Origin of the sequence: Georgenia sp. TF02-10 (genome assembly GCF_022759505.1) — a bacterium.
Taxonomy (GTDB): domain Bacteria; phylum Actinomycetota; class Actinomycetes; order Actinomycetales; family Actinomycetaceae; genus TF02-10.
On the sequence record NZ_CP094289.1, the window covers coordinates 1,493,462 to 1,509,828 of the forward strand.

Annotated in this window: 11 protein-coding genes and 2 pseudogenes; 11 read left to right on the forward strand and 2 right to left on the reverse strand. The window is 76.7% G+C overall.

The genetic code is table 11. The features are described from left to right. The first annotated feature begins 3 nt into the window (after positions 1-3). From nusA to MF406_RS06785, 9 genes and pseudogenes are all read left to right on the forward strand, one after another. Entirely contained in the window at positions 4-1,101 is a 1,098-nt protein-coding gene (gene nusA / locus MF406_RS06745) for a transcription termination factor NusA (protein WP_242897184.1), read from the forward strand. 29 nt (positions 1,102-1,130) lie between these two features. Continuing rightward, positions 1,131-1,316, forward strand: a pseudogene (locus MF406_RS06750) (YlxR family protein); the annotation flags it as partial. A 248-nt stretch (positions 1,317-1,564) separates the two neighbouring features. Beyond that, entirely contained in the window at positions 1,565-4,444 is a 2,880-nt protein-coding gene (infB, locus tag MF406_RS06755; protein ID WP_242897185.1) for a translation initiation factor IF-2, read from the forward strand. A gap of 108 nt (positions 4,445-4,552) precedes the next feature. Then, positions 4,553-4,984 (forward strand): annotated as a pseudogene (gene rbfA / locus MF406_RS06760) (30S ribosome-binding factor RbfA); the annotation flags it as partial. 167 nt (positions 4,985-5,151) lie between these two features. Then, the gene (gene truB, locus MF406_RS06765; protein WP_371744622.1) at positions 5,152-6,327 is read left to right on the forward strand and encodes a tRNA pseudouridine(55) synthase TruB; all 1,176 of its coding nucleotides are present in this window, start codon (positions 5,152-5,154) and stop codon (positions 6,325-6,327) included. A 506-nt stretch (positions 6,328-6,833) separates the two neighbouring features. Next, complete coding sequence (locus MF406_RS06770; RefSeq protein ID WP_242897186.1) at positions 6,834-7,835, forward strand: bifunctional riboflavin kinase/FAD synthetase; 1,002 nt, start codon at positions 6,834-6,836, stop codon at positions 7,833-7,835. A gap of 239 nt (positions 7,836-8,074) precedes the next feature. Next, a complete protein-coding gene (gene rpsO, locus MF406_RS06775) occupies positions 8,075-8,344 on the forward strand; it encodes a 30S ribosomal protein S15 (protein ID WP_242897187.1) in 270 nt (89 codons plus the stop codon). Between the two features lie 439 nt (positions 8,345-8,783). Then, positions 8,784-11,159 (forward strand): polyribonucleotide nucleotidyltransferase, encoded by a 2,376-nt coding sequence (locus tag MF406_RS06780; RefSeq protein WP_242897714.1) that lies wholly within the window; start codon positions 8,784-8,786, stop codon positions 11,157-11,159. A gap of 2 nt (positions 11,160-11,161) precedes the next feature. Further along, a complete protein-coding gene (locus tag MF406_RS06785) occupies positions 11,162-12,574 on the forward strand; it encodes a pitrilysin family protein (protein ID WP_242897188.1) in 1,413 nt (470 codons plus the stop codon). Between the two features lie 136 nt (positions 12,575-12,710). On the opposite strand, the gene MF406_RS06790 is transcribed toward MF406_RS06785, so the two are convergent. Then, positions 12,711-13,337 carry an alpha/beta family hydrolase gene (locus tag MF406_RS06790; protein ID WP_242897189.1) on the reverse strand — a complete coding sequence of 209 codons (627 nt, stop codon included), beginning with the start codon at positions 13,335-13,337 and terminating at the stop codon, positions 12,711-12,713. A gap of 66 nt (positions 13,338-13,403) precedes the next feature. On the opposite strand from MF406_RS06790, the gene dapB reads away from it, so the two are divergent. Then, entirely contained in the window at positions 13,404-14,195 is a 792-nt protein-coding gene (gene dapB, locus MF406_RS06795; RefSeq protein WP_242897190.1) for a 4-hydroxy-tetrahydrodipicolinate reductase, read from the forward strand. Positions 14,196-14,321: 126 nt separating this feature from the next. On the opposite strand, the gene MF406_RS06800 is transcribed toward dapB, so the two are convergent. Further along, the gene (locus MF406_RS06800; RefSeq protein ID WP_242897191.1) at positions 14,322-15,182 is read right to left on the reverse strand and encodes a GNAT family N-acetyltransferase; all 861 of its coding nucleotides are present in this window, start codon (positions 15,180-15,182) and stop codon (positions 14,322-14,324) included. Positions 15,183-15,364: 182 nt separating this feature from the next. Here MF406_RS06800 and dapA point away from each other — a divergent pair, with 182 nt between their 5' ends. Next, entirely contained in the window at positions 15,365-16,279 is a 915-nt protein-coding gene (gene dapA / locus MF406_RS06805; RefSeq protein WP_242897192.1) for a 4-hydroxy-tetrahydrodipicolinate synthase, read from the forward strand. Positions 16,280-16,367 lie beyond the last annotated feature (88 nt).

Sequence of the window (16,367 nt, forward strand, 5' to 3'; positions counted from 1 at the left end):
CCGATGGACATCGACATGACAGCGCTGCGGCTCATCGAGAGCGAGCGCGGGATCAGCCTCGACGTCCTCGTCGAGGCCATCGAGGAGGCGCTGCTGCTGGCCTACCAGCGCACACCCGGCGCGATGCCGCAGGCCCGGGTCGAGCTCGACCGGCGCACCGGCCGGGTGACGGTGCTGGCCACCGAGCTCGACGAGGAGGGCAACGCCGTCGGCGAGTTCGACGACACCCCCTCCGGCTTCGGCCGCATCGCCACCGCCACCGCCCGCTCGGTCATCGTCCAGCGCCTGCGCAGCGCCGAGGACGAGCAGGTGATGGGCACCCTGCGCGACAAGACCGGCGAGCTGGTCTCCGGCGTCGTGCAGCAGGGCCGGGACCCGCGCACCGTGCTGGTCGACATCGGTGACGTCGAGGCGGTGCTGCCCGCGCACGAGCAGGTGCCCACCGAGCGCTACGTGCACGGGGACCGGCTGCGCTGCTACGTCCTGGACGTCGCCCGCGGCCCGAAGGGCCCCTCGGTCACCCTCTCGCGCACCCACCCCAACCTCGTCCGCAAGCTCTTCGCGCTGGAGGTGCCCGAGGTCGCCGACGGGTCGGTTGAGATCACCGCGCTGGCCCGCGAGGCCGGCCACCGCACCAAGATGGCGGTGCGGGCCACCGTGCCCGGGCTGAACGCCAAGGGCGCGTGCATCGGCCCGATGGGCCAGCGGGTCCGGGCGGTCATGGCCGAGCTGGGCGGGGAGAAGATCGACATCGTCGACCACTCCGACGACCCGGCCACCTTCGTCGCCAACGCCCTCTCCCCGGCCCGGGTGAGCAGCGTGGAGGTCGTCGACCCGGTCGCCAAGGCCGCGCGCGTCGTCGTCCCGGACTTCCAGCTCTCCCTCGCGATCGGCAAGGAGGGGCAGAACGCCCGGCTGGCCGCCCGGCTGACCGGCTGGCGCATCGACATCCACCCCGACATCGAGGACGCCGCGGTGGGCACGTCGGCCGTGCCGACGGCGGCCGGTGCCGCCCCGCGCGGCCAGCGCCTGGCCGCCGCAGACCAGGTCCCCGCGTCATCCACGTCACAGGAGGACGACGACGCGGACCGACGGGGGTAGAATTGTCTGTGGGCCAAGCCCGCCAGTCCATGACTCCACGCAGCGACACACCCACGCCCCCCGCTGGGCCGGTGCGGACCTGCACGGGCTGCCGCGGCCGGGCCCCGAGGTCCGAGCTGGTCCGTCTCGTCCTGGATGCCGCCACGCAGCGCGTGGTGGTCGACCCAGGCCGGTCGGCACCGGGTCGAGGCGCCTGGCTCCACCCGAGCCCGGACTGCCTGAACCTCGCCCTCCGACGCCGAGCGATCGGCCGGGCGCTGCGCGCAGCAGGCCCGGTGGACACCGACGCCGTGATGGCCTGGTTCGACTCCCACCACCCGGCGGACGCCCGACGCGTCCCCGGGCAGACACCGACGAAGAAGGCGGGTTCGAAGCCGATGGGCACCCGATGAGTACCCAGCGATGAGCTGCCAGCACTAAGAGCGGTCCACCCTGTCCCGGGGCGGGCCGAGACAGGAGAGTTGTGGCAAAGGTCCGCGTCCATGAGCTCGCGAAGGAGCTCGGCGTCGACAGCAAGACGGTGCTCGCGAAGCTGCGCGAGCAGGGAGAGTTCGTGAAGTCGGCGTCGTCGACGATCGAGGCCCCCGTCATCCGTCGGCTGCGTGAAGCATTCCCGGCCACGCCGGCCGGGGACAGTCCGGACGGGGCGACCCCCAACGGGGCCCCGACCAAGAAGGCCGCCCGAGCGGCCGCACCCAAGCCTGCCCCGGCACGGCCGGCCGAGGCCGCTGCCGCGGCCCCGGTGGCCCCCGCCGAGGCCCCCGCTCCCGCCGCGCCGCCGGCGCCGGCGCCCCAGACGCCGCCGGCCACCCCGGCCACCGGTATCCCCACCCCGCAGGCCCCGGCCCCGCAGGCCCCGGCCCCCCAGGCGCCGGTCACCCCGGCCGCACCCGCCCCGCAGGCACCCCAGGCCCCGGCCGCGCGCCAGGCCGACCGGCCCGCCGCCGAGGCCCCGCGCCCAGGCGCCCCCCGTCCCGGCGGCACCGCCCCGCGCCCCGGCGCACCGCGCCCGGGCAACAACCCGTTCGCCCCGTCCCAGGGCATGCCCCGGTCCGGCGGCTCCGGCGGTCCGCGCCCGGGCGGCCCGCGCCCGGGGAACAACCCGTTCGCGACCTCCCAGGGCATGCCCCGGCCCGGCGGGACCGGCGGTCCCCGTCCCGGTGCCCCGCGCCCCGGCGGCCCGCGCCCCGCGGCGCCCCGTCCCGGCGGCCCGCGCCCGAACCCCGGCATGATGCCGGGCACCACCTCCGTCGGCCGTCCCGGTGCACCCACCCGCGGCGGCGGTCGCGGCCGTCCCGGCGGCGCCCCCGGCGGGGGCGGCGGGTTCGGCGGTCGTCCCGGTGGCGGCCCCGGCGGCGGTCCCGGCTTCGGCGGCCGTCCCGGCGGCGGTGGCCGCGGCGGCCGGGGCGGCACCCAGGGCGCCTTCGGGCGCGCCGGTGGCCGGCCGGTCCGCGGGCGGAAGTCCAAGCGCGCCAAGCGCCAGGAGTTCGAGCAGCAGTCCGCGCCGTCGCTCGGCGGTGTCCAGGTCCCCCGCGGCGACGGCAGCACCGTCGTGCGGATCCGCGCCGGGGCCTCCCTGGCCGACTTCGCGGACCGCATCGACGCCAACCCGGCGTCGCTGGTGACCGTCCTGTTCCACCTGGGCGAGATGGCCACCGCGACGCAGTCGCTGGACGAGGACACCTTCAAGGCCCTCGGCGCCGAGCTCGGGTACGTCGTGGAGATCGTGTCCCCGGAGGACGAGGACCGCGAGCTCCTGGGGAGCTTCGACATCGACCTCGCGGCGGAGGAGGCGGGGGAGTCCGACGAGGACCTCCTGCCCCGCCCGCCGGTGGTCACCGTCATGGGTCACGTCGACCACGGCAAGACCCGGCTCCTCGACGCCATCCGGTCCACCGACGTGGTGGCCAGCGAGGCGGGCGGCATCACCCAGCACATCGGCGCCTACCAGGTCCGCACGGACCTGGACGGCACCGAGCGGGCGATCACCTTCCTCGACACCCCCGGTCACGAGGCCTTCACGGCCATGCGCGCCCGGGGCGCGGAGGTCACCGACATCGCGATCCTGGTGGTCGCCGCCGACGACGGCGTCATGCCGCAGACGGTGGAGGCGCTCAACCACGCCCAGGCGGCCGGGGTGCCGATCGTCGTCGCCGTGAACAAGGTCGACGTCGAGGGCGCGAACCCGGCCAAGATCCGCCAGCAGCTGACCGAGTACAACCTGGTGGCCGAGGAGTACGGCGGCGACACCATGTTCGTCGACGTCTCGGCCAAGCAGCGGACCGGGATCGACGACCTCCTCGAGGCCGTCCTGCTCACCGCCGACGCGGCGCTGGACCTGCGGGCCAACCCCAACAAGGACGCCCGCGGCGTCGCGATCGAGGCCAACCTCGACCGTGGCCGCGGGGCCGTGGCCACCGTGCTGGTCCAGTCCGGGACGCTGCGGGTCGGCGACGCGATCGTCGCCGGCACCGCCCACGGCCGGGTCCGGGCCATGTTCGACGAGCACGGCAGCACGGTCCCCGAGGCCGGTCCGGCCCGGCCGGTGCAGGTCCTGGGGCTGCAGTCGGTGCCCCGCGCCGGGGACAGCTTCCTGGTCGCCCCCGACGACCGCACCGCCCGGCAGATCGCCGACAAGCGGGCAGCCGCCGAGCGGGCCGCCACCCTGGCCAAGCGCCGCAAGCGCGTCAGCCTGGAGGACTTCACCAAGGCCCTGGAGGAGGGGAAGGTCGAGACCCTCAACCTCATCCTCAAGGGCGACGTGTCCGGCGCCGTGGAGGCGCTGGAGGACGCCCTGCTCAAGATCGACGTGGGTGAGCAGGTCCAGCTGCGGATCATCCACCGCGGGGTGGGTGCCATCACGCAGAACGACGTCAACCTGGCCACCGTGGACAACGCGGTGATCATCGGCTTCAACGTCCGGCCCGCCGAGCGGGTCGCCGAGCTGGCCGACCGCGAGGGCGTGGACCTGAAGTTCTACTCGGTCATCTACGACGCCATCAACGACGTCGAGGACGCGCTCCGGGGCATGCTCAAGCCGGAGTTCGAGGAGGTCCAGCTCGGCTCCGCCGAGATCCGGCAGGTCTTCCGGTCCTCCAAGTTCGGCAACATCGCCGGGTCGATCGTCCGCTCGGGGACTATCCGCCGCGGCAGCGCCGCGCGGGTCATCCGCGACGGCGTCGTGGTGGGCGACAGGCTCACCATCGCCTCGCTGCGCCGGGAGAAGGATGACGTCACGGAGGTCCGCGAGGGCTTCGAGTGCGGCATCGGGCTCGGCGCGCGCGACATCCAGGAGGGTGACGTCATCGAGACGTTCGAGATGCGCGAGAAGCCGCGCGCCTGACCCGACCACGGGTCCGGTCCTACCCTGGACCGGGCCGGGCCGCGACGGCCCCGCACGCCTGCCGGCGCTGCGGGGCCGCCGCGGTTCCCACCAGACGAGGAGACCCCCATGGCCGACGCCCCGCGCGCCCGCAGGCTCGCCGAGCGCATCCAGCAGATCGTCGCCCAGATGCTCGACACCCGGGTCAAGGACCCGCGCCTGGGCTTCGTGACCGTCACCGACGTCAAGGTGACCGGTGACCTGCAGAACGCCACCGTCTTCTACACCGTCCTCGGCTCGGAGGAGGACCGCGCGGGCACGGCGGCGGCCCTGGCCTCCGCCAAGGGCCTGATCCGCTCCGAGGTGGGCCGGCAGACCGGGGTCCGGCTGACCCCGACGCTGGAGTTCGTCCCCGACGCCGTCCCCGAGACGGCCGCGAGCATCGAGGAGGCGCTGCGGGCGGCCCGGGAGCGGGACGCCGAGCTCGCCCGGCAGGCCGCCCGGGCGAGCTACGCCGGCGACGCCGACCCCTACCGTCACCGGGAGGAGGACGCCGCGGACGGCGGCCCCGACGCCCCCGCGGACGGCGGCCCGGCCGGCACGGGGCCCGCCGACGGCGGCCGGGTCGGCACGGAGCCCGGCGACGGCGCTCCGGCCCCCCTCGGGGAGGCCGTCCCCGCCCACGGCGACCCCACCGCCACGTCGCCCGCCCCCCGGTCCGCCGAGGCGTGAGTGCCCCGGCGCCCCGCCCGCCCCGGCCCTCCCGGGACGGGGACCTCCCCCGGGGCGCGACGACCGCCGCGGACGGCCTGCTCGTCGTCGACAAGCCCGCCGGCCTGAGCAGCCACGACGTGGTCGCCCGCGTCCGGCGCCTGGCCGCGACGAAGAAGGTCGGGCACGCCGGCACGCTGGACCCGATGGCCACCGGCGTGCTCGTGCTCGGGATCGGCCGGGCCACCCGGCTGCTCACCTACCTGGTGGGGGCGGACAAGGAGTACACGGCCACCGTCCGCCTGGGTCAGGCCACCAGCACCGACGACGCCGCGGGCGAGGTCACGGCCGCCGTCGGCGCCCACCGGATCCTCGGCGGCGCCGGCCGGGTGGACACCGGCGCCCTCGAGCGCGCCCTGGCCGCGCTCCGCGGGCCCATCGCGCAGGTGCCCAGCGCGGTCTCGGCCATCAAGGTCGACGGCCGCCGCGCCTACGCCCGCGCGCGGCAGGGGGAGGAGGTGGTCCTGCCGGCCCGGCCGGTCACCGTCCACCGCCTCGAGCGCACCGCGCCGCCCCGCCCGGCGGTGGCCGACGGCGTCCCCGTCGTCGACCTGGACATCTGGGTCGCCTGCTCCTCGGGGACGTACGTCCGGGCCCTGGCCCGGGACCTCGGGCGGGCCCTGGGCACCGGCGGGCACCTGACCGCGCTGCGGCGCACCCGGGTGGGCCCGTTCACGCTCGCCGGGGCGCGCACCCTGCCCGAACTGGCCGCCGCCGTCGCCGCCGACGCCGCCAGCCCCGCCCCCAGGGGCCTGGCCGTCATGGACCTTACGACGGCGGCCCGCGCCTGCTTCCCGGTCCGCCAGCTGACCGAGGCGGAGACCCGGGCGGTGCGGGTGGGCCAGTCCCTCCGTACCGGCTCGCCCGCCGCGGAACCGCCGTCCGGTCCTGGCCCCGGCGCTTCGCCCGGCGCCGACGAGGCTGGCACCGTCCCCGACGGGTCGACCACCGTCCCCGACGGGTCGACCACCGTCCCCGACGCGCCGACCACCGTCCCGCCCGGGCCGACCGCCGCGCCGCCCCGGCCGACCGAGCAGGTCACGGCCGCCCTCGCCCCGGACGGCCACGTCGTCGCCCTGCTCGCCCGCCGGGCCGACGGAGCCCGGCCGGTCCTCGTCCTGGACCCGGCATAGAGTGACAGCACAGTGGCCGCCGACGGGTGGGCCACCACGGACGGAAGGACCACGATGACCGACACGAGCACGGCCGGCACGGCCACGAGCAGCACGACGCCGACCAGCACCGCCAGCACCGCCAGCACAGGCGGCTGCGGCTGCGGGGGCGAGTGCGTCTGCGGGGGCCACGGCCACCGGCACACGGGCGCCGCGGCTCCGCAGGACGTCTCCGGCGGCCGCCGCGAGCTCGGTCTCACGTCGGCCCGACCGGGAGCGGGAACCCGACCCGCCGCGCCCGCCACTCAGGACGCTCACGCCGGCGGCGGCTGCTCCTGCGGGCGGCACTGACCCACGGCCGCACCGGCCGCCGGCGCCGGTAGCCGGGACCGACCAGCACCGCCCCGACGCCGGCGCCGGCCGCCTGGACGGACCAAGCGCCGTCCCCGCGCCGGCACCGGCCGACCGGGACCTCCCCGCCAGGGGATATACAGTCGTCGCCGGCGGAGCGAACGAGGAGGACCTGGGTGCAGGTGTGGGACGGGGCCGCGCAGGTCCCCGCGGACCTCGGCACGACCGTCGCCACCCTCGGCGTCTTCGACGGGGTGCACCGGGGCCACCAGCACGTGCTCGGCATCACCGTCGCCGAGGCGGAGGCGCGGGACCTGACCTCGGTGGCGATTACGTTCCACCCCCACCCCGCCCACGTCCACCGGCCCGCGCAGGAGCTGCCGCTGATCAGCTCCCTGCCCGACCGGCTCGAGCGGCTCGCGGGGACCGGCCTGGACGCGGTGCTCGTGGTGGCCTACACCCACGACTTCGCCCAGGCCACCGCCGAGGAGTTCGTCCGCCGCTACCTCCTCGAGATCCTCCACGCCCGCATCGTGGTGATCGGGGAGGACGCGCGGTTCGGCCGGGGCAACACCGGGGACGCCGCCACGATGACCGAGCTCGGCCGCCGGCTCGGCTTCGAGGTCCGCGTCGTGCCCGACCGAGCCGACCCGGCCACCGGCCGGCGCTGGTCCTCCACCTGGGTCCGCCAGCTGCTCGCCGGCGGTGACGTCGCCGCTGCCGCCCACGTGCTGGGCCGGCCGCACCGGGTGCGCGGCCTCGTCGTCCACGGCGCCAAGCGTGGCCGGGCCCTGGGCTACCCCACCGCCAACCTGCACGCCGCCGACGCCGGGGTCGTCCCGGCCGACGGCGTCTACGCGGGCTGGCTGCTCCGCCCCAGCCACCCGCCGGACGCCGGCGCCCCGGCCCGGCTGCCCGCCGCGATCTCGGTGGGCACCAACCCCACCTTCGACGGGACCGAGCGCACCGTCGAGGCGTACGTGCTGGGCCGCACCGACCTGGACCTCTACGACGAGGAGGTCGTCGTAGAGCTGGTCGAACGGCTGCGGCCGATGATCGGCTTCGCCGACGTCACCGCGCTCCTGGACCAGATGGCCGACGACGTCGCGCGCGCCGCCGACCTGCTCGGCGTCCCGGCCCCGGCCCGCCCCGACGTCTACGCCCCGGAGAGCGGCTGATCCGTGGCCCGGAACGGGCCGGCCTCGGGCCGCGGGTCTGGTGGGCTGACGCGGGCCCGGTGACGGGACGCGGGCCGGCGGGGGGAGGCGGGCTCCCGGACACCCGGCGTGACGTGGGCCGCTCGCGGCCCCTCCCGCCCGGCTGATACCCTGGCGGAGCCGTCATGCCGGCCACGGATGTGTCATGCCCGGGTGGACCTGCCCCGGAGCTCCGTGCAACGACCGAAACTGGAGAACCTATGGCCCTCGCTGCCGACGTCAAGCAGTCCATCATCAACGAGTACGCCACCCACGAGGGCGACACCGGTTCGCCGGAGGTCCAGATCGCGCTGCTGAGCCAGCGGATCAAGGACCTCACCGAGCACTTCAAGACCCACAAGCACGACCACCACTCCCGTCGCGGGCTGATGCTCCTCATCGGCCAGCGCCGCCGCCTGCTCGCCTACGTGGCCGACCAGGACGTCGAGCGCTACCGCAGCCTCATCGCCCGCCTCGGCCTGCGCCGCTGACCCGCCGGGCCGCCCGGTCCGGGCCGGCAGCGCAGTGCTCGCACCGCCGCGCCGGTCCGCCCCGGGAGCGGCCCGGATGGTCTCGGGCCCTGTGCCCGGCCGCCCGGCACCGGTCCTCGCTGCCGGCTGAGCCGGTCCGGCGCAGGACCGGAGCGGTCCGACCGGACCGGCGCCGACCGAAGCGGCCCGCACCGGACGGCGCCAGCCGCACCCGGGCCTCCCGCCCAGACCGGCGCCGGGCCCACCGGGCCGCCGGCCCCCTCCCCGGGGCCGCCGCCGGCCCCGCACCGCACCGCACCGCACAACTCCATACCAACCCCTGCCGCACCGGTCCTGGACGGACGGTCCTCGGTGGTGGTCCCCGGACCGGCAGGTCCGTGGGCCTCGATCGATGACCACCCGTGAGGCCGGGCGGCCGCACCGGAAGGAGGGCACCCTCATGGAGGGTCCCGAGATCACGTTCGCCGAGGCCGTCATCGACAACGGCAAGCACGGCACCCGCACCGTCCGCTTCGAGACCGGACGCCTGGCACGCCAGGCCGCCGGCTCCGCCGTCGCCTACCTCGACGAGGAGACGATGGTGCTGTCGGCCACCACCGTCGGCAAGCACCCCAAGGACCAGTTCGACTTCTTCCCGCTGACCGTCGACGTCGAGGAGCGGCAGTACGCCGCCGGGAAGATCCCCGGCTCGTTCTTCCGCCGCGAGGGCCGCCCCTCAACCGAGGCGATCCTGGCCTGCCGTCTCATCGACCGCCCGCTGCGCCCGACCTTCGCCAAGGGGCTGCGCAACGAGGTCCAGATCGTCGAGACGGTCCTGGCCATCCACCCCGAGGACGCCTACGACGTCCTCGCCATCAACGCCGCCTCGATGTCCACCCAGATCTCCGGGCTGCCCTTCTCCGGGCCGATCGGCGCCACCCGCGTCGCCCTGGTGGACGACCAGTGGGTCGCCTTCCCCCGGCACAGCGAGGTCGAGCAGGCCGTCTTCGCGATGGTCGTGGCCGGCCGGGTGGTCGGCGACGACGTCGCGATCATGATGGTCGAGGCCGAGGCCACCGACAACGCCTGGACCCTGATCAAGGACCACGGCGCCACCGCCCCCACCGAGGAGGTCGTCGCCGCGGGCCTGGAGGCCGCCAAGCCGTTCATCCGGGCGCTGTGCGAGGCGCAGGCCGACCTGGCCGCCCGGACCGCCAAGCCCACCGCCGAGTTCCCCCGCTTCCTGGACTACGAGGACGACGCCTACGCCGCCGTCGCCGAGCAGGTCTCCGACGACCTCGGTCAGGCCATCACCATCCCCGGCAAGCAGGACCGGGAGAGCCGCCAGGAGGAGATTCGGGCCGCCATGCTCGAGACCCTCGCCCCGCGGTTCGCCGGCCGGGAGAAGGAGCTCTCCGCCGCGTTCCGGGCGGTGACCAAGCGCCTGGTGCGCCAGCGCGTCCTCACCGAGGGCGTCCGGATGGACGGGCGCGGCCTGAAGGACATCCGCACCCTCTCCGCCGAGGTCGAGGTGCTGCCCCGGGTGCACGGCTCCGCGCTGTTCGAGCGCGGCGAGACCCAGATCCTCGGCGTGACCACGCTGAACATGCTCCGGATGGAGCAGCAGCTGGACACCCTGAGCCCGGTCACCCGCAAGCGGTACATGCACAACTACAACTTCCCGCCCTACTCCACCGGCGAGACCGGCCGGGTGGGCTCGCCCAAGCGCCGCGAGATCGGCCACGGGGCCCTCGCCGAGCGGGCCCTGGTGCCCGTGTTGCCCGCCCGCGAGGAGTTCCCCTACGCCATCCGGCAGGTCTCCGAGGCCCTCGGCTCCAACGGGTCGACCTCCATGGGCTCGGTCTGCGCCTCCACCCTGTCCCTGCTCAACGCCGGGGTGCCGCTGCGCGCGCCGGTGGCCGGCATCGCCATGGGCCTGATGTCCGACACGGTGGACGGGGACACCCGGTACGCCGCGCTGACCGACATCCTGGGCGCCGAGGACGCCTTCGGCGACATGGACTTCAAGGTCGCCGGCACCCGGGAGTTCGTCACCGCCATCCAGCTCGACACCAAGCTCGACGGCATCCCCGCCTCGGTGCTGGCCGCCGCTCTGACCCAGGCCCGGGACGCCCGCCTGTACATCCTCGACGTCATGCACGAGGCGATCGACGTCCCCGACGAGATGGCCCCGACCGCCCCCCGGGTGATCACCGTCAAGGTGCCGGTGGACAAGATCGGGGAGGTCATCGGCCCCAAGGGCAAGATGATCAACCAGATCCAGGAGGACACCGGCGCGGACATCTCCATCGAGGACGACGGCACGGTCTACATCGGCGCCGTCGACGGGCCCTCCGCCGACGCCGCCCGGCAGGCCGTCAACGCCATCGCCAACCCGCAGATGCCCGAGGTGGGCGAGCGGTTCGTCGGCACCGTGGTCAAGACCACGTCCTTCGGGGCCTTCGTCTCCCTGACCCCGGGCAAGGACGGGCTGCTGCACATCTCCCAGATCCGCCGCCTGGTCGGCGGCCGGCGGGTGGAGAACGTCGAGGACGTCCTCTCCGTCGGGCAGAAGGTCCAGGTCGAGCTGGCCGAGATCGACCCGCGCGGCAAGCTCTCCCTGCACGCCGTCGTCGACGACGAGGGGGAGGCCGGCGACGGCGAGCCCGCCCGGGACGCCCAGCCCGACGGCGGCCGGCCCCGGTCCGAGGACGGCCAGCCCGACGGCGGCCAGCGGGACGGCGGGGCCCGCGACGGCGGCCGGCGCCGCGAGCGGACCCGCACCCGCCGGCACGAGGGCGAGGACCAGTCGGCCGTCCAGGGCGCCGACGCCTGAGGATGCCCCAGCCGCTGACCCTCGGCCCGGCCGGCGCGCCGGGCACGGAGACCCGCACCGAGCAGGACGGCAGCGTCATCCGGCGCTCCGTCCTGCCCGGCGGGATCCGGGTGCTGACCGAGGAGATGCCCGGCCAGCGCTCCACCGCCGTCGGCGCGTGGGTGGCCGTCGGCTCGCGGGACGAGACCGACGGCCACCACGGCTCGACCCACTTCCTCGAGCACCTGCTGTTCAAGGGCACCGCCCGCCGCTCCGCGCTGGACATCGCCGAGGCGTTCGACGCCGTCGGCGGGGAGGCCAACGCGGCCACCGGCAAGGAGCACACCTGCTACTACGCCCGGGTGCTCGACGCCGACCTGCCGATGGCCGTGGACGTCATCACCGACATGGTCACCTCCTCCGTGCTCGACCCCGCCGAGCTGGAGACCGAGCGCGGGGTCATCCTCGAAGAGCTCGCCATGAACGAGGACGACCCCACCGACGTCGCCCATGAGCGCTTCACCACCGCCGTGCTCGGCGACCACCCCCTCGGCCGGCCCATCGGCGGCACCCCCGACACGATCCGGGCGGTGCCCCGGGACGCGGTGCTCGAGCACTACCGGTCCACCTACACACCCCGCGAGCTCGTCGTCACCGCCGCGGGCAGCGTCGACCACGACGCGCTGTGCGCCCAGGTGCTCGCCGCCGTGCGGGCCGGCGGCTGGCACCTCGACCCGGCCGCCGTCCCGGCCGAGCGGCGCCTCGGCGCCGTCGACGCCCACCGCCGCGGGGTGATGCCCGGCTCGGGCGCCGTCGTGCTGCCCGGGCCGGAGTCCGCGCTGCTGCCCGAGCGGGGCACGACGACGACCGTCCGGCGCCCCACCGAGCAGGCCAACGTCCTGCTCGGCGGGCGCGGCATCCCCGCCGGGGACGAGCGCCGCTACGTCCTCTCGGTGCTGACCACCGTCCTCGGCGGCGGGATGAGCTCACGGCTGTTCCAGGAGGTGCGGGAGAAGCGCGGCCTGGCCTACTCCACCTACGCCTTCGCCTCCTCCTACGCCGAGGCCGGCACCTTCGGGCTGTACGCCGGCTGCGCGCCCGGAAACGCCGCCGAGGTCACCCGGCTGCTGGCCGCGGAGTGGGACCGGCTCGCCACGGACGGCATCACCGACGTCGAGCTCGCCCGCGGCGTGGGCCAGCTGCGCGGGAACCTGGTGCTGGGTCTGGAGGACAACGGCTCGCGGATGTCCCGGCTGGGCCGGGCGGAGATCGTGCACGGCGAGCTGACCAGCCTGGACGAGATGATCGAGCGGGTCTCCGCGGTGACCGCCGAGCAGGTCCGCGACCTCGCCGCCGAGCTGGCCGCCCAGCCCCGCTCGCTGGTCCTGGTCGGCCCGTTCGAGGACGACGCCGCCGCCGGCCTGCTCGCGAGCTGACCGGCCGGCCGCGGCGCATCGCCGGGCCCCAGTCAGCGCTCCGCGCCGCTGGACCCCGGTCAGCGCTCCGCGCCGCTGGGCCCCGGTCAGCGCCCCGGCCGCCGGCCCGGTCACGCCCCGTGCCGCCGGGCCCCGCTCAGCGCAGCAGCCCGGCCAGCCACTCCTCGACGGCGGCCGCGACCCCGGCCGTGTCCTGCCGCAGGCTGTGGTCCCCGGCCAGCACCACCACCGCCCGGCCCGGCGCGTCCGGCGGCCGGCCGAACGGGTCCCGCGCGCCCTGCACCACCAGCGTGGGCACGGTGACGGCGTCGAGCTCGGGCAGCCGGCTGGGCCGGTCGGCCCGGCCCGGCGGCTGGAGGGGGAAGGCCAGGCAGAGCACGCTGGCCGCGCCGACCGCCGCCGCGGTGCGGCAGGCGACCCGCGCCCCGGAGGACCGGCCGCCCACGAGGAGCGGCAGGCCGGCCGGCAGCAGGGCGCGCAGGTGCGCCGCCACGGCCGTCCAGGCGGCGTCGAGCTGGCGCGCCGGCGCCGGCGCGCGCCGGCCGGCCACCCGGTAGGGCTGCTCGACCAGGGCCACCGCGCAGCCGCTGGCCAGCGCCGCGGCGGACGCCGCGGCCAGGTCCGGCGCCTGCACCCCGCCCCCGGCCCCGTGCCCGAGCACCAGCAGGCCACGGGGCCGCGCGGGCCGGGCCAGGTGCACCCGCGCCGGCCCGTGTGCGGTCGCCACCTCCATCGGCGGGGCGTCGGCGGCGGCACGGGTCATCCGCCGATTGTCCTGCATCCGGCCCCGCCTCCCGCCCCGGCCGGGCACCGACGTACCCTCGCCGCCATGGAGCCCGCCGCCACCGACCCCGCCACCGACCGCCTCGCCGTCGCCGTCGTGGGCGCCCACGGCCGGATGGGCAGCACCGTCTGCGCCGCCGTCGAGCAGGCCGCCGACCTCGAGCTCGTCGCCCGGGTGGGGGCCGAGGACGACGTCGCCACCGTCGCCGCGACCGGGGCGCGGGTGGCCGTGGACTTCACCGTCCCGGCCGTCACCGAGACCAACGTGCACGCGCTGGTTGACGCCGGCCTGCACGTCGTCGTCGGCACCACCGGGTGGACCGCGGCCGCCCTGACCCGGGTGCGCGAGCACCTCGCCGAGGTCAACGCCGCCCGCCCCGACCCGCTCGGCGTGCTCGTGGCGCCGAACTTCGCCCTCTCCGCGGTCCTGGCGATGCGCTTCGCCGCCCAGGCCGCCCGGTTCTTCGACTCGGCGGAGGTCGTCGAGCTGCACCACCCGGGCAAGGTCGACGCCCCCTCCGGGACGGCGGTGGCCACCGCCCAGCACATCGCCGCGGCCCGGCAGGACGCCGGCCGCGGCCCGGTCCCGGACGCCACCCACACCCAGCTCGACGGCGCCCGCGGGGCGGTCGTCGACGGGGTGCACGTCCATGCCGTGCGGCTGCAGGGGCTGGTCGCCCACGAGGAGATCCTCTTCGGCAATCCCGGGGAGCAGTTGACCATCCGCACCGATTCCTTCGACCGGGTCAGCTTCATGCCCGGGGTGCTGCTGGCGGTGCGGCGGGTGCCCGACCGGCCCGGCCTGACCGTCGGCCTGGACCAGGTCCTCGACCTCTGACGGCGGCACCCGCCCGCCGGGCGTGTCTTGCGAGTGCCAGGCCCCGCCCCGGCACCTCGCCGGGCTCGGTCACGACGAGCTGCTCACGGCGTCACGAGGCCCGGCCGTGAACCATCGCCCGGCGGGTCAGAGGTGGGCGAACCAGCAGACCTCGACGACCTCGCCGCCCGCGACGTCGACGACCCGGCGCACCCCGGCGGGCGCGAACCCGGCCTGGGCGAGGAAGCGGCTCCGGGACTCGTCGCCCTGCACCGCCCACGCCTGCACCCGGGTGACGCCCTGCTCGCGGAGCAGGTCGGCGCAGGCGGCGAGCAGGCGGGAGCCGTGGCCGCGGCGGCCGTGCGCGGCCGGGACCTCGAGGGCGAGGATCTCCCCGACGGCGCCCGCGGACGTCGGCTCTTCGGCCTCGGCCTGGCCGCGGTCAGCCCCGGCCTGGCCGCGCCCAGCGTCGGCCTGGCCCTGCCCGTCCTCGGCCCGGCCGTCGGCCTCTGGCGTCCCGCGGTCGGCCCTGGCTGGCTCGGCCGGCCGCTCCACCGGGTCGAGCTCGGGCGGTGCCGGCGCGACCTCCACCTCCTCCTCGGCGGGAGCGATGGCGGCGAAGCCGACCACCTCGGCGCCGGCGAGCGCGGTCAGGACCCGGTACCCGGGCCCGGGCGGGTCGGTGATCGCCTGTCCCCAGGCCGCGGCCAGCACGGCCGGGTCGAGCGCGGACCGGACGGTGGCCGGCAGCTCGGTGCCCAGCCCGGCCGCGAGGCTGGCCCGCATCGTGCGGGCGTGCACGTCCCCCAGGGCGGCGGCGTCCTCCGGCAGGGCCGGGCGCACGGAGACGTCGGCGGCCGGCCGGTGGGCGTCGTCGGCGTGGGCGTGCCCGGCATGGGCGCCGGGGGGCTCGTCGGGGACCGGCTCGCCGGCCAGCAGCCGGCCCAGGACGTCGTCGGCCGGCAGGTCCCGGGCGCCGTCGGCCGTCGGGTCCTGGTCGGGGGTCACCCAGCCAGGCTAGCGGGGCCACCGGGTGGGACGGGCCGGCGGCGGAGCGCTGGGCGCGGGCGGCGGGGGCGGCGGGGGCGACGGGGCGCGGTGCGGCGGGGCGCGGTGCGGCGGGGCGTGATGCCGGCACGGTGCGGCGAGGCGCGGTGCGGTGGGACGCGGTGCGGCGCTACGGTCGGGTCATGAGCGCGCCCGACCCACGCCTGCCCTCTCGGACCTTCGGCTCGGTGTCGGTCGCGATGGTCACCCCGTTCCGGGCGGACGGCTCGGTGGACATCGACGCCGCGGTGGCGGTCGCGGCCGGCCTGGTCGAGGACGGGTGCGACGCGCTCGTCCTCAACGGCACCACCGGGGAGTCCCCGACCACCCACCAGCCCGAGAAGGACGACCTGGTCCGCGCCGTCGTCGGCGCGGTGGGGGAGCGGGCGATGATCATCGCCGGCGCCGGCTCCAACGACACCGCCCACGCCGTCCGGATCGCCCAGGGCGCGCAGCACTCCGGCGCGGCCGGCCTGCTCGTGGTCTCCCCGTACTACAACCGCCCCTCCCAGGAGGGCGTCTACCAGCACATCCGCGCGGTGGCCGACGCCACCGACCTGCCCGTCATGGTCTACGACATCCCCGGCCGGACCGGCGTCGCCGTCGGCGACGAGTGCCTGGACCGGCTCGCCGCCCACCCGCGCATCCTCGCGGTGAAGGACGCGACGGGGGACGTGCCCGCCGGGTTCGAGCGGATGGCCCGCACCGGGCTGGAGTTCTACTCCGGCGACGACGGCCTCAACTTCGACTGGCTCGCGCACGGCGCCTCGGGGGTGGTGTCCGTGGTGGGGCACGTCGCGGCCGGCGCCTACGCCGAGATGGTCCGGGAGGTCGACGCCGGGGACCTGCCCGGCGCCCGCGACGTCGCCGCCCGGCTGCGCCCGCTGGTGGCCGGGCTGATGGGCGGCGGGCAGGGGGCCGTCATGGCCAAGCACGCCCTGCACCTCCTCGGCCGCATCCCGTCCCCGGCCGTGCGGCTGCCGCTGGTGCCGGCGACGGCGGCCGAGGTCGACGCGCTCGCGGACCTGCTGCGGGCGGAGGGCCTGCTGGCGGCCTAGCGACCCGGGGCGCGGGCGTCCGCCGACCGGACGTGCGCCCGCTCCCGGGCGGGCGGGACGGTGGGCCCGTGCGGGGACGCCAGGGCTA

What these genes read in the sequence shown, in the direction of transcription:
- MF406_RS06785 (WP_242897188.1), top strand. Translation starts at nt 11,162, where the DNA reads ATGCCCCAGCCGCTGACCCTCGGCCCGGCCGGCGCGCCGGGCACGGAG.
- rpsO (WP_242897187.1), top strand. Translation starts at nt 8,075, where the DNA reads ATGGCCCTCGCTGCCGACGTCAAGCAGTCCATCATCAACGAGTACGCC.
- MF406_RS06780 (WP_242897714.1), top strand. Translation starts at nt 8,784, where the DNA reads ATGGAGGGTCCCGAGATCACGTTCGCCGAGGCCGTCATCGACAACGGC.
- dapB (WP_242897190.1), top strand. Translation starts at nt 13,404, where the DNA reads ATGGAGCCCGCCGCCACCGACCCCGCCACCGACCGCCTCGCCGTCGCC.
- MF406_RS06790 (WP_242897189.1), bottom strand. Translation starts at nt 13,337, where the DNA reads ATGACCCGTGCCGCCGCCGACGCCCCGCCGATGGAGGTGGCGACCGCA.
- nusA (WP_242897184.1), top strand. Translation starts at nt 4, where the DNA reads ATGGACATCGACATGACAGCGCTGCGGCTCATCGAGAGCGAGCGCGGG.
- dapA (WP_242897192.1), top strand. Translation starts at nt 15,365, where the DNA reads ATGAGCGCGCCCGACCCACGCCTGCCCTCTCGGACCTTCGGCTCGGTG.